The organism is Fusobacterium ulcerans, from assembly GCF_003019675.1.
In the GTDB taxonomy this organism is placed as follows: Bacteria; Fusobacteriota; Fusobacteriia; order Fusobacteriales; family Fusobacteriaceae; genus Fusobacterium_A; species Fusobacterium_A ulcerans.
The window spans coordinates 1052022-1074506 of the sequence record NZ_CP028105.1 but is presented as its reverse complement, the minus strand read 5'-3'; the positions used below and the strand labels follow the sequence as shown (position 1 = coordinate 1074506).

Below are 22485 nucleotides of genomic sequence, written 5' to 3'. Positions count from 1 at the left end.
CAAATGAAAAATGGAGGATTTACATTAATTGAGCTGATAATAGCAGTAGCATTGGTAGGAATATTATCAAGTCTGGTAACACCTAAAGTGAGAGTACAGTTAGCAAAAGGAAGGGACACAAAAGCCGTATCATATCTGGGAGCTATGAGAACAGCAGCAGAATTATATTATATAGAAAAAGGAGAAGCTTTGACTACAACAGTGGAACCAAGCGAAGCAGATGATAAAAAAGCTATCGAGAATTTATTGCCTTATTTAGATCCTAAAGCAGAAGTAATACTAAGAGAGGGAAAAATACAAATTGGAGGCAGCAGAAAAGATGAGAAAGGAAAGATAACTTTTGGTGGGGAAATGAAATTTACTTTTAAAAGTCCATATCATGATGAGATAGCTAAAAGAGGAGATGGAGTGTATATCTGGTTTGCTCCTACAGAAGAGCAGGTATATGATGTTCAGGGAAATAAATGGATAGAATATTAAAAGGAGAAAAATATGGAAAATTTATTTATAATTTTTCTTCTTGCTGTTTCTTTTTTTATATTGGCAATAGATATAAAAAAACTATATATTCCTAATACATTAAATATAATCTTTTTTGTAGGAGCTGTATGTTACAGAGGAATAGATATATACGAAATAGAAAACGGGATAATCGGAGCAGGAGTTTACACTCTTCCTCTGCTCTTTTTTTATGGCTATGGGTCAGATATTGCAGGAAAAGAGATTATGGGGTTTGGGGACATAAAACTTATGATGGGAGTTGGATATATACTTGGATATAGCAATTTTTATACAGTATATATCTATTATCTTGGAGCTTTTGTTATAGCAGCTATTTTTGGAATAGGGTATATCATAAAGAAAAAAGCAGTAAAGGGAGAAATTCCTTTCTCTCCTTTTCTTTTAATATCTTTTTATTATATTTTTTTTATGGGAAAAGTATGAGAGATAAGGCTTTTTCTTTTATAGAAGTGATTATATCTATGAGTCTGTTTTTAATAACCATACTTCCTCTTATGGAATTTAACAGAGAAATGTTAAAAACAAATAGAAAATATATGGAGATAGAGCAGAATGAGAAAAATTTTCATTTATTGGAAAGAAAAATAATATCTAAAGGATATCGATTTTTAATTTTAAATCTAGGAAATCATGAATATATAATAGAAAAAAATAAAGATTTTAATTCAGTTTTTAGTGATATAGAATTTCTATATAAAAATAAAGAGGATAAAAAAATACTACTTTCAATAGATAAAGTAGTATTTAAAAATAAAATTGAAGAAGAAAAATTTTTAAGATTAAAAATAGAACTTCACAGCAAAAACATGATATTAAAAAAAGAAAAATTAATATCTGAATATGATGAATATTACTAGGAGAAAAATGTATAAGAAAAAAGTAAAAGGAATAACTCTTATTGAAACAATGACTTCCCTAGGCATAATGGGGATATTTATGCTTCTTTCGTTTCCTGTTATAAAAATTATCTATAGAACAGAAAATTTTTTTGTAAATGAAAGTAATACAGTAAGAAATACTTCTAGAATAATAGAAATAATTGAGAAAGATATAAGAGAAAGCGGTTTTGGAAATAAAGAATATATAGGAAAGGAATATTTAAATAATGGAAAAGAAATATTTGAACCTTTAGGATATATTAACAGTCCATTGAGGGAAGAGTTTTTTAAAAGAAAAGCTGAAAAGGGAAGCCTAATATTTTTAGAAATACCATATGTTAAAAATGAAGTGGTTTTTTCTAAATATATTATTTATAGATTTTATACTGGAAGTCTGGAAGTTATGGAATGCAGCTTGTTAAATAAAAAAATTTTTGTAGAGAGGGCAGAAAATATTTTGGAAGAAGTAGAGGGATATTTCGAAAAGGATGGAAAAGGAATAGTAATAAATTTACAAATAAGAAATGAAAATGGAAAAATAAAAAAAATACTGAGAGGGTATGAACTTGTAGGGAAAAAATATGAATAAAAAGGCTTTTTTGCTTTTAATAACAATCTTTTTAATTACTTTTTTAATGGGAAGTTTCCTTGTGGGATATAGAATGACTCATACTAGAAGTAAAAAGTTAATAAGCAGGTTGGAGAGTTTGAAAAATAAAGAAAAAAATGAGATTTTACATACTTTAGCGTATCATGAACTATATAAAATAGATAGATATATAAATGAAGGAAAATATGAAAATAGTATAGATTTTTTTGCTGGGAGCAGCAGTAAAAAAAGAATATGGCTGAAAAATAAAAATGAAGTTCTTCAGATGAGCTATGGAGGATATACTCTTCAAAAAATTTTGTATAATAACTCTGAAACAATATATCCCAATAATAATGGAGATATATATGAAAAAATATCAAAAAAGCTTCAAAGTAATTTTGTAGAAAAAAGAAAATTTATAGTAAAAATCGAGAAAATAATTAAATCTGATGAACTTGATTTAGAAGTGATATTTACTGTTGTAATAAATTTAGAATATGAATTTGAAAATGATGATATAGATAAGCCAGATGCTGAATATGTAAAGGAGTTTGTGATATCAGAAAATGTTTAATAAACTTTTGAAAAGAGAAGGGAATATTTTTTTCTCTTTAGAGGAGATAGAAAGTAACCAAGATATAAAAAAGGGAATTCTGGTGCTTGAAAGTGAATATTTTGAAATAGTTAAAATATCATTAGAAGAAGATTTAGATGAGAGAGAAAAAGAATATGAAATAGAGGAGCAGCTAGAAAATAGAATAATAAATTATGAAGTATTAGATTACATTGAAAAAGAGATTTCTTTAGGGAAAAGAGATGGGATGGAAGAGAGTGTAATAATACTCATTAAAAGAGAAAAGATATATGAGATAACAAATAAGGTAAAGGATAAAAAAATAGATCTTAAAGGAATAATTCCAATTTTTCTTTTAAAATATCTTTCAGATTTTAATAAAGAAAATGAAATTTTTTTAGATATTGGATTAGCCAGAACTACATTTGTAATTTTTAAAAATAATATATTGAAAGATATAGTAACTATTGATATAGAAAGAGATGAAATACTAAATTCACAAGAAGAATTTAATGAGTTGCTAGAAAGAATTACATTTTCTATTGAAGAGAAAAATTTTGATGACATAGAAAAAATAACTATTTATGAAAAAGATAGGAAATTGGAAAACTTGCTGGAGAATAGTGAGCTTTCTGAAAAAGAAATATCTATAGAGAATTGGAAAAATTATGAGATAACTTTTAATAAAAGTTTTGATTTTATTCCAGTGGAATGTAAAAGAGGAATGGAGCAAAGAAAATATATAAAATATGGAATATCTATTTTGCTTGGAACTTTGGTTGCAGAATTTTTGCTGTTTTTTCTTTTAATCAATATAAGAGATAAAGAGATGAAAAATATAAAAAAATATGAAAGAGACTTGGGAAACTTTAAAGAAGAAATAGCTAAGAAAAGGCAAGAGATAAAGAATTTTGAGGACTTTAAAGAGAAAAAAAGCAAATTAATGAAGAAAATGAATTTTGGAAAATTTAAAATATATGAAGTATTAGAGGAACTGAAAAAATGTAAATCATCACAGATAAATTTTGAGGGAATAGAATATAATGGGAAAGATAAATTGAAGATAATTGGGAAATCGTTGGAAGAGAAAGATATCTATGAATTTGAAAAAGCTATTTTAAAAAATAATAATTTTATTCACTTGAATCATGATTATATAAAAAAACAGCAAAATGAATATGAGTTTCAAATGGATATAGGAGTGAAGAATGAAAATAATGAGTAATTTTCAGTTTTCAGAATGGAAAGAGAAGGGAACAGCTTTTATTTTTATTGGTATCTGGCTTATTATAACATATAAATTAGTTGTAGAGCCATATAATGAAATTCAAAACAGAAAAAAGCAGAAAATATCTTTAGAGGTAAAAGTAAAAAAAGCAGAGAAGGAATTAAAAGAAATAGAAAAAATATATCAAAAGAAATATGAAGAAAATGAAAAAGAAAAAATTGAATATGAAATATATGAGAAAAATATTTTAGAAAAAGGATTTCAAAATTCTGGAGAGATGGAAGAATTTATATATAAAAAGTCAAAAGAAAATAGAATAACTATTGAAATTATAGGGGGAATAGAAAAAAATGGAACTACAGGAAAGGAGAAAAGAGGGAAAGTTTATATTCCATATTCTTTATCAGGAAAAGAAAAAAATCTCCTTAGTTGGATTAGAGAAATGGAAAGATCAGAAAATTTAATCTCCTTTACAGATGCACCATTTCAATTGCAAAAAAATGAAAGTGATATAAAATTCAATTTGAAAATATCAGGATATATTATTAATGATACTCCTAAAGAGAAAAATATAAAAAATATGGCAGGAAAAAGTATTTTTTATGAATATAATGAAAAAGATATATTAACAGAAAAAAATATAATTGAAATAAATAACAAAACATATATAATATTAAAATTTAAAAATGCCAAAAGAAAGATATTTGTTGATGGAGAAAAAATAAAAAAAGAGGGGAAATGGTATATTTTAAAAATAGAAGACAATGAGATGTATTTAGAAGAAACGATTTTAAATAATGGGGAGAAAATGTGAAAAAAAATCTTGTACTTTTATTAATTTTTTTTATTTGTTATAATATTTATGGTAAAATGGAAAAGGTTCCTTTAAAGAAAATAAAGCTTGAGCAGGAACTTGAATTAAAAAACATTATTCTTTCAGATGCTCTGGCAGTGATTTCTAAAGAGAGTGGAATGACTGTAATAGCAGATGATAAAGCTAAGGACATAGTTCTGGATCTTTTTTTTGCAAAGGGAGAAAATTTTGAAAATATATTAGAAGGAATTACCTTAACTAATAATTTAAAAATAAGCACTATAAATGAAATGTTGGTTTTATCAAAAAGAAATTCTAATATTTCTGGGGAAATGGCCTTGGGAGGAAAAGTACTCATAGAAGGGTATGACAAAGGAATAGAAGGAGTAAAAATAACTGTTCAAAAAAGTTCTTCTAATCCAACATATACAACATATGGAGGAAACTTTGTCATAAATGATTTGAATCCTGGAATATATGTGGTAAAATTTGAGAAGAAGGGATTTCTTACATCAGGTCAAATAATAAATATTGATAAAAATATAAATATTGTTACAGTTTCTATGGAAAGAGACAAAAAGAATTCTGAAAAGATAAAAGAAGAAAAAGATATCAATGATATTATGGAAAAAACTTTTATTAATGGGGAAGAATTCTATACTGAAAGAATAAAACTGGTAAATATATCCGCAGATGAAGTAAGTGCTATATTAAAAAATTCTTTTGGAGAAAGTATAAGGGTATCATCTATTCCAAAAATGAATATAATTATAATAGTAGGAAAAAAAGACAGCACTGTTTCAGCTGTAAGACTTGTAAAAGAATTAGATAAAGAGATACAGCAGGTGAGAATAACTTCGCAGATACTAGATGTAACAGATAATCTCTTTGAAAATCTAGGATTTGATTGGCTGTACAGCAATAGTGGAAGTATAGAAAAAAATAAAGGGCTGGATATTTCATTGATTGGAAAAGCAGCAGTTGAAGGAGCAGGAGTAAGTTTTGGCTCTGGAATAAATCTCATAAGACAGTTTAATGATGGAAATGATATACTTGGTCTGGGAATAAATCTCTTACAGGCTACTCAAGATCTGGTAATAAGTGCTATGCCGTCTATACTTGTAGCAGATGGAGAAGAGGGAGAGTTTAAAATAACAGAAGAGGTAATAGTAGGAGAAGAGAAAAAAGAAAATGATAATACAGAAAAAACTACATATACTCCTTTGTTTAGAGAAGCAGGAATAATACTTAAAGTAAAACCTCTGATCAAAGAAAATGGAATAATATTTTTGAAAGTAATGATAGAAGTAAGTAATTTTAGATTGAAAAAAAGTGAGCAGGAAAATATATCTTCTGATGGAGGAACGTACAATTCAGAAGGTGGTTCTAAAATTGGAAGAAGTATAGAGACTACTGTAAAAATGAAAGATGGGGAGACCATTTTTATAGGTGGGCTCAAAAGAGCAGTGGTACAGAATTTAGACAGCAGAATACCTTTTCTGGGAACACTTCCTGTAATAAATATTTTTTTTAAAAATCAATCTGTAAAAAGAGAAATAACCGACATATATATAAAATTAAAAGTTGATATAGAAAAAGACAGTTGGGAAAAAGACAGTTTTGATAAAACAGAACTGCATCAAAAAATAAAAGATATAGAAGAGAGAAAAATATATCCTGTGTTCTAGCAGGAAGCAAGGAGAGTTTTATGGAGAAAAACAATAACTTTGATTTGAAAACAATACTGGATAATTTTAAAAACATAAAAATAGGAGTAGTTGGCGATTTAATGCTGGATGACTATATCTATGGAAGTGTTGATAGAATATCTCCAGAAGCACCAGTACCAGTGGTAAATGTATTAGAGGAGAAATTTGTCTTGGGAGGAGCAGCAAACGTTGTTAATAATCTGGCTTCTCTAGGAGCACAGACTATCTGCTTTGGTGTTATTGGAAGTGATTCTAATGGAGACAGACTTATGGGTGCCTTTGCAGACAAACATATTGATGTATCTGGTTTGATAAGAAGCAAAGATAGAACTACTATTGTAAAAAGAAGAGTAATTGGAGGGAACCAACAGCTATTAAGAATAGACTGGGAAGATATTACACCAATATCTACATTTTTAGAATATGCTCTCCTTAAAAATATAGAATCAAAAATAGATGAATTAGATGCAGTAATTCTTTCAGATTATGATAAAGGAGTACTTACTCCAATGGTAGCAAAAGAGATAGTAAAAATGTGCAGAGAAAAAGGAAAGATAGTAACAGTAGATCCTAAACCTAAAAATGCAGTGAACTATACAGGGGCTACATCTATAACACCTAACAGAAAAGAAGCATTAGAATGTCTTGGAATGAAAAGATCAGATGATATGGAAGCAGTAGGAAAAGAACTTAAAGCAAAACTTCAGCTTGATAATCTTCTTCTTACTAGAAGTGAAGAGGGAATGAGCCTTTTCTTAGATAATGATGAAGTTGTAACTATACCAACTTTTGCAAAGGAAGTATACGATGTAACAGGAGCAGGGGATACAGTAATATCAGTATTTACATTGGCAGGAGCTTCAGGAGTATCTTGGCATGAAGCTGCAAAGATAGCAAATACAGCAGCAGGGGTAGTAGTTGGAAAAATGGGAACTTCTACTGTAACTAAAGATGAAATACTTGAATTCTATAATAGAATTTATGAGAGATGGGAATAGTGATATAATGATAAGAATTGGAAACGGATATGATGTCCATGTGCTTACAGAGGGAAGAAAACTGGTGCTTGGTGGAGTAGAAATACCTCATACTAAAGGGGTATTGGGACATTCTGATGGAGATGTATTAGTTCATGCAGTAATGGATGCAATGCTTGGGGCATTGGCTCTTGGAGATATAGGGAAGCATTTTCCAGATACAGATATGAAATATGAGAATATTGATAGTACTATACTTTTAAAAAGAGTAAAAGAATTAATTGCTGAAAGAGGATATAAAATAATTAATCTTGATTCTATAATAGTTTTACAAAAGCCAAAAGTAAAACCATATATAGAAGCTATGAGAAAAAGAATTGCAGAAGTGCTGGAAATAGATGTAGAACAGGTAAGTGTAAAAGCTACTACTGAGGAAAAATTAGGCTTCACGGGAGATGAAAGCGGAGTAAAATCTTACTGTGTTGTACTTTTAGAAAAATAGATTATAAAGAAGTGATATGCTTTTTTATTAAATATACTAAAGAAATATCTAATAGTATAAAAGAAAAATAAATTTAAAAATATATTTCAAAAATATTTGAATAATAAAAATACTAATTCACAGAAAAATATTACAGAAATATAGTGTTGTTTATTAAGGAAAATATTATTTGAAATGGAATGGTGAAATTGTGGAAAAAATAGATATAAGATTGTCACATTTAAGTGAAAAAGAAGTTAAAGAAGTAATTGAAAAATATAAAAATAAAGAGTATAGAATAATTGATATTTTATCTGAATACAATATAAATACAAGTGATTCTGAATTAATAAAAATTTTACCAGCTTTTATGATAGAAGAAAAATGTGAATATTGTGGAAGTAATTTATATCAAAAAATTTCTTCGAGATCAGCTTCAGATTTAGCTGAGAAAAATATTTACTGCGAATATTGTGGACATATAGTTTCAACAAATATTTTTAGAAAAAAATGTAAGTGTTTAGGTTGCCAAAACAAAAAAAATAAAGAAATTGAAAAGAAGAAACAAGAAATATTAAAATGGTATGGATTTGAAAAAAAAATAAGTTTTGGAGACTTAACTTTTAAAGAACAAATAGCTCTTGTTTATCTTATCAGAAAAAATTATAATTTTATTGAAAATGTACTAAGTCCTAATTGGAATGATTACGAAGAAAGACAAATGCTAGCAGATTATAGAATGTTAGAAAATAAAAAAATAATATCAATCTCTCCTAAAACAGATGTAAATTCATTTTTAAAAGAAAATTTTCCTAGTACTATACATGTAAGTTCAGCTTTATTTGATATAAATGTTAAAGTTTTGGAAGGACTTATTCAAGTTGCTAATGATACTGAAAAAATTTTAATGTTATTTGAACATGTTTCCCCTGAAGAAAAAATAAATATGTTAAAAGAAATAGTTTATTTAGACGCATTAGAAAAATTTGAAAGATTATTGAAAGAAAGAAAATTAGAATTACGGTTGACAGAGAATACAAGCTCAGAATTTTATGAATTAGTAGGAGAAGTAAGTTATGTAAAATTAATTACATTATGTTACAGAGTGGCTAAATATTTTTCGGATAGAGTTGTAACAGGAAATATTAGTAAAGCGCATGCCTCTAATGCTGCCTTAGGAAATGTAATGAAATTTTATAAAAGGTCTCTTGACAACAATTGGGAAATTTTTGATTCTGATTTTGAATATATAGGAGATAAATTAAGATTTTATATTAAAATAATATTAGGAAAAAATTTAAGTATTTTGAAAAAAATTCCTTCAATTGAAGCGTTAGAAGAAGATGAAGATAGTATTTTTGAAAAATATGAAAATTATTTTAAAGAATAAAAATAGAAAAATTATAATTTGTCTAGAAAAGTTTTTTATTATATTAAAACTATGTAACTACTCAGATGTGAATAGTTCAGAAATAATAAAAAAAGAGTTGAGTAGCTTAAATTTACTACTAAAATCTTAATAAAATTATTGATATAATTTGCTAAAAAATATTAAGTTGAGGATGATTGAAAAGTTAGAATAAAATTCTGCTTATGAGTCATCCTCATATTTTTTATAGGAGGAAAATTTATGAATTATAGAGAAAATAAAATGTGTATATATGTAAAAATAAAATTTTTTGAAGCAAAAAGAATGACTAAAATATCATTTTCTGCTGGAAATTATAGACCCCATTTTGTAATAAAAAATGATTCTGAATATCTAGGGGTACAATTTGTAGATGGAGAGGATTTTGTTTTTGGAAAAGAGATACTGGGAATTGTTCAGCCTATTTATACAGAGGCTGTAGATTATAGTAAATTAATACAAGGGGCAGAATTTTTTATTTTAGAAGGAAAAAATCTGGTAGGAGAAGGAGTGGTTATAGAAAAATTTGAAACTGAGCTTTGTTAAAGAAAAAATATTAATAAATAGTTAAAGAGAAATATAATTTTAGAAAGTTCTCATAAAGATATTTATTATTTATTTTGTTCATAAAATAATATTTTCACTATTATATTTCAGTAATTACAGCAATTAAAATAATTAACTGCTGTAATTATTAGGTATTTAATCTAGTTTTTTGATTATTTGTAAAATTATAAGTTTTTCATTTTCTTTAGAGAAGATTTAAGAAAAAATACAGATATAATAACTGTAAGATAATCAGTAACAGTCTGCGTATAAATAACCCCTGTCAAACCAAAGAGGAAATTAAGAGCATACAGTAATGGAATAAAAAATATTCCCTGTCTGCATACACTAAGCATAGTAGATGAAAAAGGATTGTTTAATGCCTGTATGCTTGTGATACATAGGAAAAGTATTCCAAGAACAGGACCAGCCAGTGAAGTTGCCATCAGCATTTTTGCTCCATAGTTAATAACAGAAGTATTATCTATAAACAGCCTTATAATAGGATAACGAAATACAATACATACTCCAGATAAAATAGTTCCAAGCACTACTGTGCATAGGGCACTAAATTTCAATATAGAAAAAAATCTTTTATGATTTCCGCAGCCATAATTATACCCTAAAAGCGGCTGAACACCATTTGAAATTCCCATATGAATAAAAACAATTAGCAGGTAAATCTTTGTAACAATTCCCATAGCTGCAAGGGGAGTATCTCCATAAGAGACAACTACATTATTGAATAATATAGTAGATACACTCATTAATGCAGAATTTATACCTGAAGGAATTCCAATATTAGTTGTTTGGAGCATTATTTTTTTCTCTCCAGCTAAATAACAAGGGTTAAGAGAAAGAGAAGATTCCCCCTTGTTAAAATACCACAGATAATAAAGACATCCAGCTATATTTCCAATAACTGTAGCAATAGCAGCTCCAGCAGTTCCCATATTTAAAGTAAGAATAAATATAGGGTCTAGAATAATATTAACTATAGTCCCAATCAAACCGCCAATCATAGAAATATTAGAAGCCCCCTCTCCACGAACTATATGCCCAAAAGCATTTGAAAATAAGATAAATGGACCTCCCAAAGCAATATAGAATAAATAATCTTTTGAAAATTGATAGGTATCTGGACTGCTTCCTAAAAGCTTCAATAAGGGATTCATGAATATTAAAATAAGTAAGCAGCTTAAAATACCAATAATAATAGAAGCATAACAGCAAAATGATGAAACAGATTTAACTTTCTCCTTTTTATTCTGCCCTAGCAAAATAGAGATCATAGCACTTCCCCCAATCCCTAAAAGATTAGCTGCCGCTATAAAGAGAACAAAAACAGGATTAGTAAGAGATACAGCTGCAACTTGAAAAGCATTTTGTGTCTGTCCTACAAAAAATGTATCTGCCATATTGTATATTATTAAAATTAAAGATGAAATTACACAAGGTAAAGCCATTTTAGTGACTGCTTCTGATATAGGAGCATCAGTGAATAAAGATTTTTTGTCGTTCATAAATATTTTTCCTCCTGAAAATTGTATGCTAGCTAACAATATGAATAAATAATTGACGGCTTAAGTTAAAAGAATTAACTCATGCCGTCAATTATTTTTTTAGATATGATAAGAAATTGTTTTTTTTCTTCTTCTGTAAGATTCACAGTTAATTTCTCTTCTATTTTATCACGCATTTGGATGCACTTCTTTTGAAGCTCTCTTCCTTTTGGTAATAAAACAATTTTTTTTAATCTTCCATCTTCAGGAACACTTTCTCTGGCAATTAGCTCTTTCTTTTCCATTAATGCCAGCATTTTAGAAGTAGTTGCCCGAGTGATAAAGAACTCTTCTTCAATATCTTTTGGGAAAATATCTTTGCTTTCATGATCTGTAAGAAAATCTGTAATCCACATATTCATTAGAGAATAGTCATTATCATTTTTTCCATGATATGCTTTATAAGCCTGTCGCTGAAGAAGATTTTCAAGTTTTTTTATATAAAAACCTAAATCTGTTTTCATTATTTTCCTCCTGAAATATTGTTAGCTTGCTAACAATTATATAACTTTAAAATTTAAATGTCAAGGATATAAAAATTGACTATAAATTATATAATTTTAATTTTCTATAGAGGGTAGCAAGACTTATATCAAGAGTTTCGGCTACTTTAACTTTATCCTTAGAAGAACGGCCATATTTTAAAAGAAAAGTTTCAATAGCCTCCTTTTCTATTTCTGCCAGAGTTTTTATCTCTTTTATATTGAGAGAATTTGTAAGTTTCGGCGGCAGGTGTTTTACAGTTATCATCAAATCTCTTTCCTCAATTACATTTATTATATATTCTGTTATATTTTTAAGCTCTCTTATATTTCCAGGCCAGCTGTAAGAAAGAAAAAGAAACATAACTTCATTTGAAAGTCTTCTTATAGGAATATTGAAAAGCTGAGAATACTTAGCAATAAAGAAGTTAGTCAGATCTTCTATATCTTTTGGTCTTTCTCTTAAAGCTGGGATATCTATTGGAAAGACATTTAATCTATAATAGAGGTCTTCTCTGAATTTTCCTTCAGCTACAAGGGTTTCTAAATTTTTATTGGTAGCAGCAACAATTCTTATGTCTATTTCTTTTATCTTATCAGAACCTACAGGAGAGATAGTTTTTTCCTGAAGTACTCTCAAAAGTTTTACTTGAAGTGTTAAAGGCATATCACCAATTTCATCTAAAAATATAGTTCCTTTATCAGCCTGTTCAAAGAACCCTATTTTTCCCTTTGGATTTGCTCCAGTAAAAGCACCTTTTACATAGCCAAAAAATTCACTTTCCATAAGAGTGTCAGGAATAGCTCCACAGTTGACAGCAATAAAAGGCATGTCAGCTCTATTGCTGCTTGTATGAATAGCTTTTGCAGCAACTTCCTTTCCAGTTCCACTTTCCCCTGTAATGAGAACAGTTGATGTAGTTTTGGCAACTTTTCTTATTTTTGAATATACAGCTTCCATTTCCTGAGAATTAAAAATAAATTCCTTGGAAAAATTATAGTTTAATTGATGGAGATATGTTCTGAATTTTTGAGATTCCTGAAATATATACAAAGTTCTGAATCTTCCCATATTTTTAGGGAAATATATTATATCTCCTACAACATCATGAGAAATATCAGCATAGGATAATGAAAATTCTTTTTTATCAAGAAAGCTTTTAATAGGAGAGACTAGTAATTTATGCTCATAGTCAGTCAGTTTAAAAAGAGATATTCCTTTTTCATTGATAAGCTCTATTTTATCATGATCATTAGTTATGATTATAGAGTCTGGGATTCTGTCAACTATATTCATAAGAACCTTATTATTGTTTTCTATCATTATTTTTTCATTGGCTTCATATACTCTCGAACCAATGAATAAAGCTATCTGCTGCAAAAATTTTATATATGAATCTTGCTTTGATATGAACTCATCTTTCTTTTTTTCATCAAAACAAATCAGTCCGATAACTCCAATAGGCTCAGAATTAAACATAATAGGAGTAGAAATTTCCAATACTTCTGTGCAGGTATTTCTCGAAGGGCAGGTTTGACATATTTTCTCTTCCCTTGGAGAAAGTATAATTTCTGTATTACCAGTTTTTAAAACATGCTCATAAACATGAGATTCACCAGTCATATCAAGACCTACTTTTTCTTTCAGTCTTCCAGTACCAGCTATCCTTATAAGTTCTTTGTTCATGATTTCTACATCTATATTTATCACTTGGGAAATAGTTTCAGCATATTTTAATATATCATCTTTTATTTTATTTAATAAATCCATATCTCCACTTCCTTTTATTTTATATATGTATTATACAATTTTTTCTCAAAATGAGAAAGAAAAAAAATAATAAAAAGAGAAAATTAGAAAATATAGGACTTTGATAAAAATTATCAAAATGATAGAAAATTCTCAAAGTGAGAAATGGTGAAAGGGGGATTCCTTCTAAAAGTGAATGAAAACTCTCGTAAAAGTTCTAAAATAAAACATAAAAATATTTTTAAAAATTGGTATGGTTTTTGCTTATATATACTGTGAAAATAAAACGATAGGAGGATAAAAAATTGGAACTATTAAAATGGGTACACAATAAAAAAAGCAGAGATGCTGGATATAAAAAATCTGAACTTTCAGGATTTAGCTCTGAGGAAATGAAAGAGGTTTATGACTTTCATAAAAGTCTCCCTGATTATCAGGCAACTCCTTTAGTTGATCTGAAAACTCTTGCTTCATACTATGGTGTTAAAAAAGTATGGATGAAGGATGAATCTAAAAGATTCGGACTGAATGCTTTCAAAGTACTTGGGGGATCATATGCAATAGGGAAATATCTTAGTCAAAAACTTAATAGAGACATGAAAGATCTTCCTTTCAATGTGCTTATCTCTGATGAAGTAAAAAAACAGCTTGGAGATGTTACTTTTGTTACTGCTACTGATGGTAACCACGGTAGAGGTGTAGCATGGATGGCTGCAAGACTTAGACAAAAATCTGTTGTATATATGCCTAAAGGTTCTGCTCAAATGAGATTTGATGCAATAGCTAAAGAAGGAGCAGATGTAAGTATAACTGATCTTAACTATGATGATGCTGTAAGACTTGCTAATAAAGGTGCACAAGATCATGGATGGATAATGGTACAGGATACTGCATGGGACGGATATGAAGAAATTCCTCTATGGATCATGCAGGGATATTCAACAATAATAAATGAAGTAGTAGAGCAGCTGGAAGCAGCTAAAGAAGAAAAACCTACTCATGTATTTCTTCAAGCTGGGGTAGGATCATTCGCAGGGGCAGTACAAGGATATTTAGCTCACCTTTATGGAGATGACAGACCAATAACAGTTATCTGTGAACCTCATGGAGCTAACTGTATATATAAATCTATGGAAGCTAATGATGGAAATCCACATAATGTAACTGGAGATCTTACTACTATAATGGCTGGACTTGCTTGTGGAGAACCAAATACTATCAGCTGGAAAATATTAAGAGACAATGCAGACTTCTCTGTATCATGTGATGATCAGGTTGCAGCTAGAGGAATGAGAGTACTTTCTAGTCCTCTTGGAACAGATACAAGAGTTATTTCTGGGGAATCAGGAGCTGTAGGGCTGGGACTATTCACTATTCTTTCAGAAAAGAAAGAAGAATACAAAGAACTTATGAAAGAACTTAAATTAGATGAAAACTCAAGAATACTATGTATCAGCACTGAAGGAGATACAGATGTAGAAGGGTTCAAAAATGTAGTATGGAACGGAGCTTATCCAAATAAATAAATCATATTTTAAATAAAAAATTCAGGAGGAATTTAAATGTTGACTAATGAAAGAAAAGAACAGATAGTAGAAGTACTTCAAAACCTTATTCAAAGAAGAAGTTATTCAGGAGAAGAAAAAGAAGTAGCAGAATATATTAAAAAATTATGCCTTGAAGTAGGGTATGATACTGTACATGTAGACAAGTACGGAAATGTTATTGGTTCTGTAAAAGGAAAATATGAAGGGCCAAAAGTACTTATGGACGGTCATATAGACACTGTTCCAGTAGATGAAGAAAAATGGACTAAGAAACCTTTTGCTGGAAATATAGAAGATGGTAAACTATATGGTAGAGGAACTACTGACATGAAAGGTGCTGTGTGCGCAATGCTTTTAGCTGGGGCATATTTAGCTCAAGACCTTAAAAAAGAATTTGCTGGAGAAATATTCATAGCTGGTGTAGTTCATGAAGAGTGTTTCGAAGGAGTAGCAGCAAGAGAGATCAGTAAATATGTAAAACCTGATTATGTAATAATAGGAGAAGCTTCTCAGCTTAATCTTAAAATAGGACAAAGAGGAAGAGGGGAAATAGTAGTAGAAACTTTTGGAAAACCTGCTCACTCAGCTAACCCAGAAAAAGGAATAAATGCAGTATATAAAATGATGAAAATAATTGAAAATATTCAAAAACTACCAATGACTCACCATGACACATTGGGATATGGAATACTTGAATTAACAGATGTAAAATCATCTCCATACCCAGGAGCATCAGTAGTCCCTGACTATTGCAGAGCAACTTATGACAGAAGACTTCTAGTAGGAGAAACTCCTGAAAGTGTATTGGCACCTATTCAAAAATTACTAGATGAAATGGCAAAAGAAGATGAAACTCTTAAAGCAAAAGTATCATATGCAAGAGGAGTAGAAAAATGCTGGACTGGTGCAACAATAGAAGGAGAGAGATTCTTCCCAGGATGGTTATTTGAAGAGAAAGATGAGTATGTACAAAAAGCATTAAAAGCTTTAGAGGGAATAGGACAGACTCCTACAATCACTCACTATAATTTCTGTACAAATGGATCTCACTATGCAGGAGAAGCAGGAATAAAAACAATAGGATATGGACCATCAAGAGAAAACTTAGCACATACAATAGATGAATACATAGAATTAGATAGTCTATATAATGTAACTGAAGGATATTATGCAATTTTAAAAGCTTATTTGGCAAAGTAATAAATTAAATTAATTTAGGGGGAATTGAATATGAATAAAGCACAAATCACAGCTTTGGTAATCATTTTACTTTACATGGCGGCAACAGTTGCTATTGGACTTTTTGCTTCAAGAAAAAAAGCTGAAGAAAAACAAAGTAATGATGACTTCTTAATGGCAAGTAAATCTTTAGGTCCAGTAGTTCTTGCAGGTACATTATTTGCAGCTAATACAGGGGGAGCAAGTACAACTGGTATAGCAACTAACGTTTTTCAATACGGATTATCAGCAGCATGGTATGTTATTGCAGGAGGTATAGGGTTTGTCCTTGTATCATTTATTGCTCCATATTTTAGAAGAGCACAGGCAAATACAGTACCTGAAATAATCAGTAAAAGATATGGTAAAGCTTCTCACATATTTACTGCTATCACATCAATATTAGCATTATTTATGGCAACAGGAGCTCAAATCATAGCAACAGCTTCTATCATCAATGTTGTTACAGGGTTTGACTTTAAAACAGCAGCAATAGTGAGTACAATAGTTGTTATTATTTACACAATGGTTGGAGGATTTAAATCTGTTACAGCAGCAAATCTTATGCATGTTCTGTTTATTACAGTAGGAATGACTATTGCAATGCTTGTAATGGTAAATAGTAAAGAAGTTGGAGGATTTGGTGCATTATTCGAGAAAGCAGAAGCTATGAAAAGTGTAAGTGGAGCAAATATGGACATGCTTAGCATGACAAAAATTGGAGCTACGACTATTATAGGGTATATAGCTATGTATTTCATGACTTTCCCAACAGGACAGGAAATAGTTCAAACTTACTGTTCTGCAAAAGATGGTAAATCAGCAAAATTAGGATCTATACTTGCTGGAGTTGTATCAGCAGCTTATGCAATAGTTCCTGCTATAATCGGACTTTTAGCTTATGTTTGTATTGATGGTTATGCATTAGGAGGATCTCAAAAGAATGCTCTTGCACAAGCTACAATCACATTTGCCCCTGCTATAATTGCAGGAATAGTTCTGGCAGCAATCGTTGCAGCTACTATGAGTAGTGCTGCTGGAAATATGATTGGTACTGCTACAATGTTTACAAATGATATATTCGTTCCTTACATCAATAAAGGTGTTAAAGAAGATAAAAAAGAAATTTGGATTTCAAAAATTGCTATGTTGGTAGTTGGAGGAGTAGGGCTTTTCATAGCTCTTGAAGCAAGTAATGTAATCAGTGTTATGATGGGAGCCTTTGCCCTTAGAAGTGCAGGACCTTTCGCAGCATTTATCTGTGGTATCTTCTACAAAAATGTAACAAGAAATGCAGGATTTGTTTCAATCGTTGCAGGTACTGTTGTAGCAGCTATATGGATATATGTTCTAAATACTCCTTGGGGATTAAATGCAATGGTTCCTGGTGGAATAGTAGCGTTTATAGTAATCTTTGCGGTTTCAGCAATTGAAAGAAGTATGGGTGTTAAACCAGCTCCTGAAATTGAATTTGAAAATATTTAATGATATAAGTACAATTATTAAGGAGGAGATTATATTATGAAGAAATTAATAAAAAATGGTTTTGTTGTTGATGGTAGCGGTGAAAAAAGATATAAAGCAGATGTCCTTATAAATGGAGATAAAATTGAAAAAATAGGAACAATAGATAATGTTGAAGGAGCAGAGGTTATAGATGCAACTGGGAAAATAGTTGCTCCAGGATTTATAGATACTCACAGCCACTCAGACTTAAAAGTATTAATAGAACCATTTATCGAACCTAAACTTCGTCAAGGAATAACTACAGAGATACTAGGTCAAGACGGAATCTCAATGGCTCCTCTTCCAAAAGAATTTGTAAGCTCTTGGAGAAAAAATCTAGCTGGGCTAGATGGTGACAGTGATCTTCTAGCTTGGGACTGGGAAACAACTGATAAATATCTTGATCTTATAGCAAAAACTGGATCAGGACCTAATGAAATGTACTTAGTTCCTCATGGAAACATCAGAATGGAAGCTATGGGGCTTGAAGCAAGAGTAGCAACAGATGAAGAATTAGCTAAAATGAGAGATATAACTAGAAGAGAGATGGAAGCAGGTGCAGCTGGACTTTCAACTGGACTTATCTACATACCTTGTGCTTATTCAGATACTAGAGAATTAGTAGAAATCTGTAAAGTAGCAGCAGAATATGACAGACCATTAGTTATACACCAAAGAAGTGAAGCAGATACAATGATTGAATCTATGAATGAAGTTATAACTATAGCTAGAGAAAGCGGAGTAAAAATTCATTTCTCTCACTTCAAAATCTGTGGTAAAAAGAACTGGCATTTAATAAAAGATATAGTTGCTCTTCTTGATAAATGTAAAGAGGAAGGAATTAAAATATCTTATGACCAGTATCCATATGTTGCTGGAAGTACAATGCTTGGAGTTATCATTCCACCTTGGGCACATGCAGGAGGAACTGATAAACTTGTAGAAAGATTAGGAAACAAAGCTGACAGAGAAAAAATGAAACATGATATAATCAATGGAATTCCAGGTTGGGATAACTTTATAGATTTTGCTGGGTTTGAAGGTATATTTGTAACTTCAGTAAAAACAAAAGCTAATGAAGACTGTATAGGAAAAAATCTAATAGAAATAGCTGAATTAAGAGGAAAAGATAAATTTGATGCAGTATTCGATCTATTGAAAGAAGAAGAAAATGCTGTTGGAATGTATGACTACTATGGAAAAGATGAGCATGTAGTTACTTTCATGACAAGAGAAGAAAGTAATATATGTACAGATGGACTTTTAGGAGGAAAACCACATCCTAGAGTATATGGAGCTTTCCCTAGAGTTATAGGAAAATTTGTAAGAGAAATGAAAGCTATGACATTGGAAACAGCAATTTATAAAATGACAAATAAGCCTGCTAAAACATTTAAAATAGACAATAGAGGACTATTAAAAGAAGGATACTTTGCAGACGTAGTTATATTTGATGAAAATACAACTATTGATAAAGGAACTTTCGTAGATCCTATTCAATTCCCAGAAGGAATCAGTCATGTAATGGTAAATGGAGAATTTGCAATTAAAGACTACAAGAAAAATGAAATATTGCCAGGAAGAGTTATTAGAATTAAAAAATAGCTACCACTTACAAAATTGTTCATAAATTTTGTACTCTAAATAATCCTTAAAAAAGAGCGTGAGAAATCACGTTCTTTTTTTGTGGAAAAATGTTGGAAAATATGAGGAGATAAATTGAGAAGAAAATGAAATAAATTAATGAAGGATAAGAGTGAAGACAGGTAATTATAGGATATTCAATGGTAAGAAAAATATCTTTATGTATTGAACCGTATCTTTAGTTTCAAAATTAGTTCAAATTTTTTTAAAAAAACTGTTGATTAATTTTTGAAGATGTGATATCTTGTTGTTATAAAGAAAAAATATGTTGTAAAATGTGAGAAAAAGTTGAGAAAAATAAAAAAATGCATAGATACAAATTTTGATATAGTATATAATTGAAGATAATGACACATATTTTGAGAAAATGTAATATTATGTGAACTGTATCAAAGGAGGTATTTAAAAAATGCTGGCGATTCAAAGATTGAAAGAAATTGAAAAGATATTAAATGAAAAAGGAAGTGTGATAATAAGCACACTGAGCAAGCAGTTTAATGTATCAGAAGAAACTATAAGACGTGATCTGGATAAATTAGAGAAAACAAAAGTGTTAAAAAGAGTGAGAGGGGGAGCATATCTTCAATCAGAAACTGACAAACAGGTTCCTTTAGAAATAAGAGAAAAGATATATCTGGAAGAAAAACATGAGATAGCTAATAAAGCTATTGAGTTTATTCAAGATGGAGATACACTGATGATAGACAGCAGTACTACAGCAGTATGTGTAGCCCAAATTGTAGATAAGTATGAGAAAAAAGTTACTGTTATAACTAACTCAATAAGAGTAGTAGAAGTATTTCAGGATTCTAAATGGGTAAAAATAGTATGTGTTGGTGGAAGTTTTAGAAAGAGAACAAAATCGTTTATAGGGAGTCAGGCAGTAAATCAGCTGGAGACCCTTTATGCAAATAAAGCATTTGTAAGCTGTACAGCAGTTAACAGAAAATTTGGAGTAACAGATGACAGCGAAAGAGAAGCTGAAATCAGAAGAAAAATGATAGCTAATTCAGAAGAAACATTTTTGATAGTGGACAGAACAAAATTTGAGAATCTGGAATCTCATCTGATTTGCGGATTAGATAAAATAGATTATATTATAACAGATCAGAAACTATCAAATGAATGGGAGGAATCTCTTAAAAAGCTGAAGGTAGATATTGTATATATATGATTCTAAGGAGGCGTATAGAAATTGGAAAATTTTAATTTTAAAAGCAGCACAAGACTTATATTTGGAAAAGATACTCATGAGGAAGCAGGAAAATATGTGAAAGCTTACAGCAAAAAAGTTCTGCTGCATTATGAAGGAGATGGAAGCCTGATTAAGAAATTAGGGATATATGACAAAGTAGTAAAATCCCTTGAAGAGAATGGTATAGAATATGTAAATTTTGGAGGAGTTGTTCCAAACCCAAGACTATCTCTGGTATATGAAGGAATAGAAATATGCAGAAAAAATAATATAGATTTTATTCTGGCAGTAGGTGGAGGAAGTGTAATAGACTCTGCAAAAGCTATATCCCTTGGTGCAGTATATGAAGGAGATGTATGGGATTTTTTTACAGGAAAAAATGAACCTGTAAATTCTCTAAATGTTGGGGTAGTTCTTACAATACCGGGATCAGGGTCAGAGATGTCAGAAAGTTCCATAATAAGTGATGAGAAAACATCAATGAAATGTGTATGCGATACAGAAAAGAATTTTCCAGTGTTTTCAATACTAGATCCACAGGTTTGCTTTACAATACCGTCTTATTTAATGGGGTGTGGAGTAACAGATATAATGTCCCATCTTATGGAGAGATATTTCAGCCGTACAGCAGACACACAGCTGAGTGATGCTCTTTTGGAAGCAGCTATGAGAACAGTTGTAGAATTTGGACCTAAAATAATGAAAGAACCTAAAAGCTATAATAATTGTGCTCAAATTATGTGGGCAGCCACTGCGGCACATAATGGAATGATAGCAGCAGGAAGAGCTGCTGACTGGGCATCTCATAGAATAGAACATGAAATAAGTGCCATATATGACATAACTCATGGAGCAGGAATGGCAATAGTATTTCCAGCATGGATGGAATATGTGAAAGATGAAGATATAGAAAGATTTTCAGATTTTGCAGTAAAAGTCTTTGGGATAAAAGAAGATGAAGACAAAGAAAAAACAGCTTTAAGAGGAATAATAGAACTTAAAAAGTTTTTCAAAAATCTTAAAATGAAAACATCTTTGGAAGAGGCAGGAATAGGAGAGGAGAACTTTGAAGTGATGGCTGAAAAAGCTCTTGCTGGAAGTGAAACTCTTGGAAGATTTAAAAAATTAAGAAAAGAAGATATAGTAAATATTTTAAAAATGTCAAAATAGGAAGGTAAAAGTAAATGCTATTAGAAAAAGAGAGAAAAGAAGTAATGGAATACGGCAGACGTATGATAAAAGAAGGTCTTACCAAAGGGACGGGAGGAAATATAAGTCTGGTTAACAGAGAACAGAATCTTATGGCAATTACTCCAAGCGGGATAGATTATCTTGAAATAGTTCCAGAAGATATAGTAATTATAGATGTACAAAGTGGAAAAATAGTAGATGGAAAGAGAGTTCCTTCAAGTGAAGCAGACATGCACAGAATATTTTATAAATATAGAGATGATATAAATGCAATGGTACATACTCATTCAAAATATGCAGCAGGATATTCATGCATCAATAAAAAACTACCAGCAATACATTATCTTCTGGCAGTGGCGGGAACTGATGTACCTTGTGCAGAATATGCAACTTATGGAACGGTAAAATTAGCTAAAAATGCTTTCAAAGCAATGGAAGGGACAAAAGCAGTACTTTTAAGCAATCATGGGATGCTGGCAGGAGGGGCCAACCTGTCAGAAGCCTATAATATAGCTGAAAATGTAGAATTCTGCTGTGAGCTGTACTTTATAGCTAAAACTGTAGGACAACCAGAAATTCTATCAGAAAAAGAGATGCAGAATATGATAGAGAGATTTAAAGATTATGGAAAAAGAACAGAGGAACATGAAGAAATTTAGGG

The 22485-nt window shown here is 30.1% G+C and carries 22 protein-coding genes; 19 read left to right on the top strand and 3 right to left on the bottom strand.

Annotated elements, in window-relative coordinates; translation table 11 throughout:
- Positions 1-3: 3 nt before the first annotated feature.
- From C4N20_RS04845 to C4N20_RS04790, 12 genes are all read left to right on the top strand, one after another.
- The gene (locus C4N20_RS04845) at positions 4-480 is read left to right on the top strand and encodes a type II secretion system protein (protein ID WP_005979537.1); all 477 of its coding nucleotides are present in this window, start codon (positions 4-6) and stop codon (positions 478-480) included.
- Between the two features lie 12 nt (positions 481-492).
- A complete protein-coding gene (locus C4N20_RS04840) occupies positions 493-945 on the top strand; it encodes a prepilin peptidase (RefSeq protein ID WP_005979535.1) in 453 nt (150 codons plus the stop codon).
- Positions 942-1379, top strand: coding sequence for a type IV pilus modification PilV family protein (locus tag C4N20_RS04835; RefSeq protein WP_005979533.1), 438 nt, complete (start codon positions 942-944; stop codon positions 1377-1379). The genes C4N20_RS04840 and C4N20_RS04835 overlap by 4 nt, the downstream gene beginning before the upstream one ends.
- 7 nt (positions 1380-1386) lie before the next feature.
- The gene (locus C4N20_RS04830; RefSeq protein ID WP_005979531.1) at positions 1387-1989 is read left to right on the top strand and encodes a PulJ/GspJ family protein; all 603 of its coding nucleotides are present in this window, start codon (positions 1387-1389) and stop codon (positions 1987-1989) included.
- 61 nt (positions 1990-2050) lie between these two features.
- Positions 2051-2566, top strand: coding sequence for a hypothetical protein (locus C4N20_RS04825; protein ID WP_231940486.1), 516 nt, complete (start codon positions 2051-2053; stop codon positions 2564-2566).
- Positions 2559-3791: a hypothetical protein gene (locus tag C4N20_RS04820; protein WP_005979527.1), complete on the top strand. Its 1233-nt coding sequence runs from the start codon at positions 2559-2561 to the stop codon at positions 3789-3791. The genes C4N20_RS04825 and C4N20_RS04820 overlap by 8 nt, the downstream gene beginning before the upstream one ends.
- Positions 3775-4608 carry a hypothetical protein gene (locus tag C4N20_RS04815; RefSeq protein WP_005979526.1) on the top strand — a complete coding sequence of 278 codons (834 nt, stop codon included), beginning with the start codon at positions 3775-3777 and terminating at the stop codon, positions 4606-4608. Before C4N20_RS04820 ends, C4N20_RS04815 begins: the two co-directional genes overlap by 17 nt.
- The gene (locus tag C4N20_RS04810; RefSeq protein WP_005979524.1) at positions 4605-6296 is read left to right on the top strand and encodes a secretin N-terminal domain-containing protein; all 1692 of its coding nucleotides are present in this window, start codon (positions 4605-4607) and stop codon (positions 6294-6296) included. Before C4N20_RS04815 ends, C4N20_RS04810 begins: the two co-directional genes overlap by 4 nt.
- A 20-nt stretch (positions 6297-6316) precedes the next feature.
- Positions 6317-7315, top strand: coding sequence for a D-glycero-beta-D-manno-heptose-7-phosphate kinase (gene rfaE1, locus C4N20_RS04805; protein WP_005979522.1), 999 nt, complete (start codon positions 6317-6319; stop codon positions 7313-7315).
- 7 nt (positions 7316-7322) lie between these two features.
- Positions 7323-7796: a 2-C-methyl-D-erythritol 2,4-cyclodiphosphate synthase gene (ispF, locus tag C4N20_RS04800; protein ID WP_167537215.1), complete on the top strand. Its 474-nt coding sequence runs from the start codon at positions 7323-7325 to the stop codon at positions 7794-7796.
- A gap of 190 nt (positions 7797-7986) precedes the next feature.
- Positions 7987-9165, top strand: a complete 1179-nt coding sequence (locus C4N20_RS04795) for a hypothetical protein (protein WP_145959527.1) — start codon at positions 7987-7989, stop codon at positions 9163-9165.
- Between the two features lie 240 nt (positions 9166-9405).
- Positions 9406-9729, top strand: a complete 324-nt coding sequence (locus tag C4N20_RS04790) for a hypothetical protein (RefSeq protein ID WP_005979516.1) — start codon at positions 9406-9408, stop codon at positions 9727-9729.
- A 185-nt stretch (positions 9730-9914) separates the two neighbouring features.
- Here the strand turns inward: C4N20_RS04790 and C4N20_RS04785 are convergent, their stop codons facing one another.
- The 3 genes from C4N20_RS04785 to C4N20_RS04775 all read right to left on the bottom strand — a co-directional run bounded on the left by C4N20_RS04785 (position 9915) and on the right by C4N20_RS04775 (position 13544).
- Positions 9915-11252 carry an MATE family efflux transporter gene (locus C4N20_RS04785; protein WP_005979514.1) on the bottom strand — a complete coding sequence of 446 codons (1338 nt, stop codon included), beginning with the start codon at positions 11250-11252 and terminating at the stop codon, positions 9915-9917.
- 74 nt (positions 11253-11326) lie between these two features.
- Entirely contained in the window at positions 11327-11755 is a 429-nt protein-coding gene (locus tag C4N20_RS04780) for a MarR family winged helix-turn-helix transcriptional regulator (RefSeq protein WP_005979512.1), read from the bottom strand.
- Between the two features lie 79 nt (positions 11756-11834).
- Positions 11835-13544 carry a sigma-54 interaction domain-containing protein gene (locus tag C4N20_RS04775; protein ID WP_005979510.1) on the bottom strand — a complete coding sequence of 570 codons (1710 nt, stop codon included), beginning with the start codon at positions 13542-13544 and terminating at the stop codon, positions 11835-11837.
- A 284-nt stretch (positions 13545-13828) separates the two neighbouring features.
- Between C4N20_RS04775 and dpaL the strand changes: the two genes are divergently transcribed.
- The 7 genes from dpaL (at position 13829) to C4N20_RS04740 (ending at position 22483) form a co-directional block, all read left to right on the top strand.
- Positions 13829-15049, top strand: coding sequence for a diaminopropionate ammonia-lyase (gene dpaL, locus C4N20_RS04770; protein WP_106878557.1), 1221 nt, complete (start codon positions 13829-13831; stop codon positions 15047-15049).
- A gap of 36 nt (positions 15050-15085) precedes the next feature.
- The gene (locus C4N20_RS04765; RefSeq protein ID WP_008698683.1) at positions 15086-16270 is read left to right on the top strand and encodes a YgeY family selenium metabolism-linked hydrolase; all 1185 of its coding nucleotides are present in this window, start codon (positions 15086-15088) and stop codon (positions 16268-16270) included.
- A 30-nt stretch (positions 16271-16300) separates the two neighbouring features.
- Entirely contained in the window at positions 16301-17773 is a 1473-nt protein-coding gene (locus tag C4N20_RS04760) for a sodium:solute symporter family protein (protein WP_005980354.1), read from the top strand.
- 36 nt (positions 17774-17809) lie between these two features.
- Positions 17810-19399 (top strand): N-acyl-D-amino-acid deacylase family protein, encoded by a 1590-nt coding sequence (locus C4N20_RS04755; protein WP_005980356.1) that lies wholly within the window; start codon positions 17810-17812, stop codon positions 19397-19399.
- Between the two features lie 448 nt (positions 19400-19847).
- Positions 19848-20612, top strand: a complete 765-nt coding sequence (locus C4N20_RS04750; RefSeq protein ID WP_005980358.1) for a DeoR/GlpR family DNA-binding transcription regulator — start codon at positions 19848-19850, stop codon at positions 20610-20612.
- Positions 20613-20633: 21 nt separating this feature from the next.
- Positions 20634-21803, top strand: a complete 1170-nt coding sequence (locus tag C4N20_RS04745; protein WP_005980360.1) for an iron-containing alcohol dehydrogenase — start codon at positions 20634-20636, stop codon at positions 21801-21803.
- Between the two features lie 14 nt (positions 21804-21817).
- A complete protein-coding gene (locus C4N20_RS04740) occupies positions 21818-22483 on the top strand; it encodes an L-fuculose-phosphate aldolase (RefSeq protein ID WP_005980363.1) in 666 nt (221 codons plus the stop codon).
- Positions 22484-22485 lie beyond the last annotated feature (2 nt).

Excerpts from the sequence above, each read along its gene's own strand:
- C4N20_RS04750 (WP_005980358.1), top strand. The coding sequence starts at position 19,848 with ATGCTGGCGATTCAAAGATTGAAAGAAATTGAAAAGATATTAAATGAA.
- C4N20_RS04785 (WP_005979514.1), bottom strand. The coding sequence starts at position 11,252 with ATGAACGACAAAAAATCTTTATTCACTGATGCTCCTATATCAGAAGCA.
- C4N20_RS04815 (WP_005979526.1), top strand. The coding sequence starts at position 3,775 with ATGAAAATAATGAGTAATTTTCAGTTTTCAGAATGGAAAGAGAAGGGA.
- C4N20_RS04780 (WP_005979512.1), bottom strand. The coding sequence starts at position 11,755 with ATGAAAACAGATTTAGGTTTTTATATAAAAAAACTTGAAAATCTTCTT.
- ispF (WP_167537215.1), top strand. The coding sequence starts at position 7,323 with ATGATAAGAATTGGAAACGGATATGATGTCCATGTGCTTACAGAGGGA.
- C4N20_RS04740 (WP_005980363.1), top strand. The coding sequence starts at position 21,818 with ATGCTATTAGAAAAAGAGAGAAAAGAAGTAATGGAATACGGCAGACGT.
- C4N20_RS04790 (WP_005979516.1), top strand. The coding sequence starts at position 9,406 with ATGAATTATAGAGAAAATAAAATGTGTATATATGTAAAAATAAAATTT.
- C4N20_RS04760 (WP_005980354.1), top strand. The coding sequence starts at position 16,301 with ATGAATAAAGCACAAATCACAGCTTTGGTAATCATTTTACTTTACATG.
- rfaE1 (WP_005979522.1), top strand. The coding sequence starts at position 6,317 with ATGGAGAAAAACAATAACTTTGATTTGAAAACAATACTGGATAATTTT.
- C4N20_RS04845 (WP_005979537.1), top strand. The coding sequence starts at position 4 with ATGAAAAATGGAGGATTTACATTAATTGAGCTGATAATAGCAGTAGCA.
- C4N20_RS04830 (WP_005979531.1), top strand. The coding sequence starts at position 1,387 with ATGTATAAGAAAAAAGTAAAAGGAATAACTCTTATTGAAACAATGACT.
- C4N20_RS04820 (WP_005979527.1), top strand. The coding sequence starts at position 2,559 with ATGTTTAATAAACTTTTGAAAAGAGAAGGGAATATTTTTTTCTCTTTA.
- C4N20_RS04755 (WP_005980356.1), top strand. The coding sequence starts at position 17,810 with ATGAAGAAATTAATAAAAAATGGTTTTGTTGTTGATGGTAGCGGTGAA.
- C4N20_RS04835 (WP_005979533.1), top strand. The coding sequence starts at position 942 with ATGAGAGATAAGGCTTTTTCTTTTATAGAAGTGATTATATCTATGAGT.
- C4N20_RS04840 (WP_005979535.1), top strand. The coding sequence starts at position 493 with ATGGAAAATTTATTTATAATTTTTCTTCTTGCTGTTTCTTTTTTTATA.
- C4N20_RS04775 (WP_005979510.1), bottom strand. The coding sequence starts at position 13,544 with ATGGATTTATTAAATAAAATAAAAGATGATATATTAAAATATGCTGAA.
- C4N20_RS04765 (WP_008698683.1), top strand. The coding sequence starts at position 15,086 with ATGTTGACTAATGAAAGAAAAGAACAGATAGTAGAAGTACTTCAAAAC.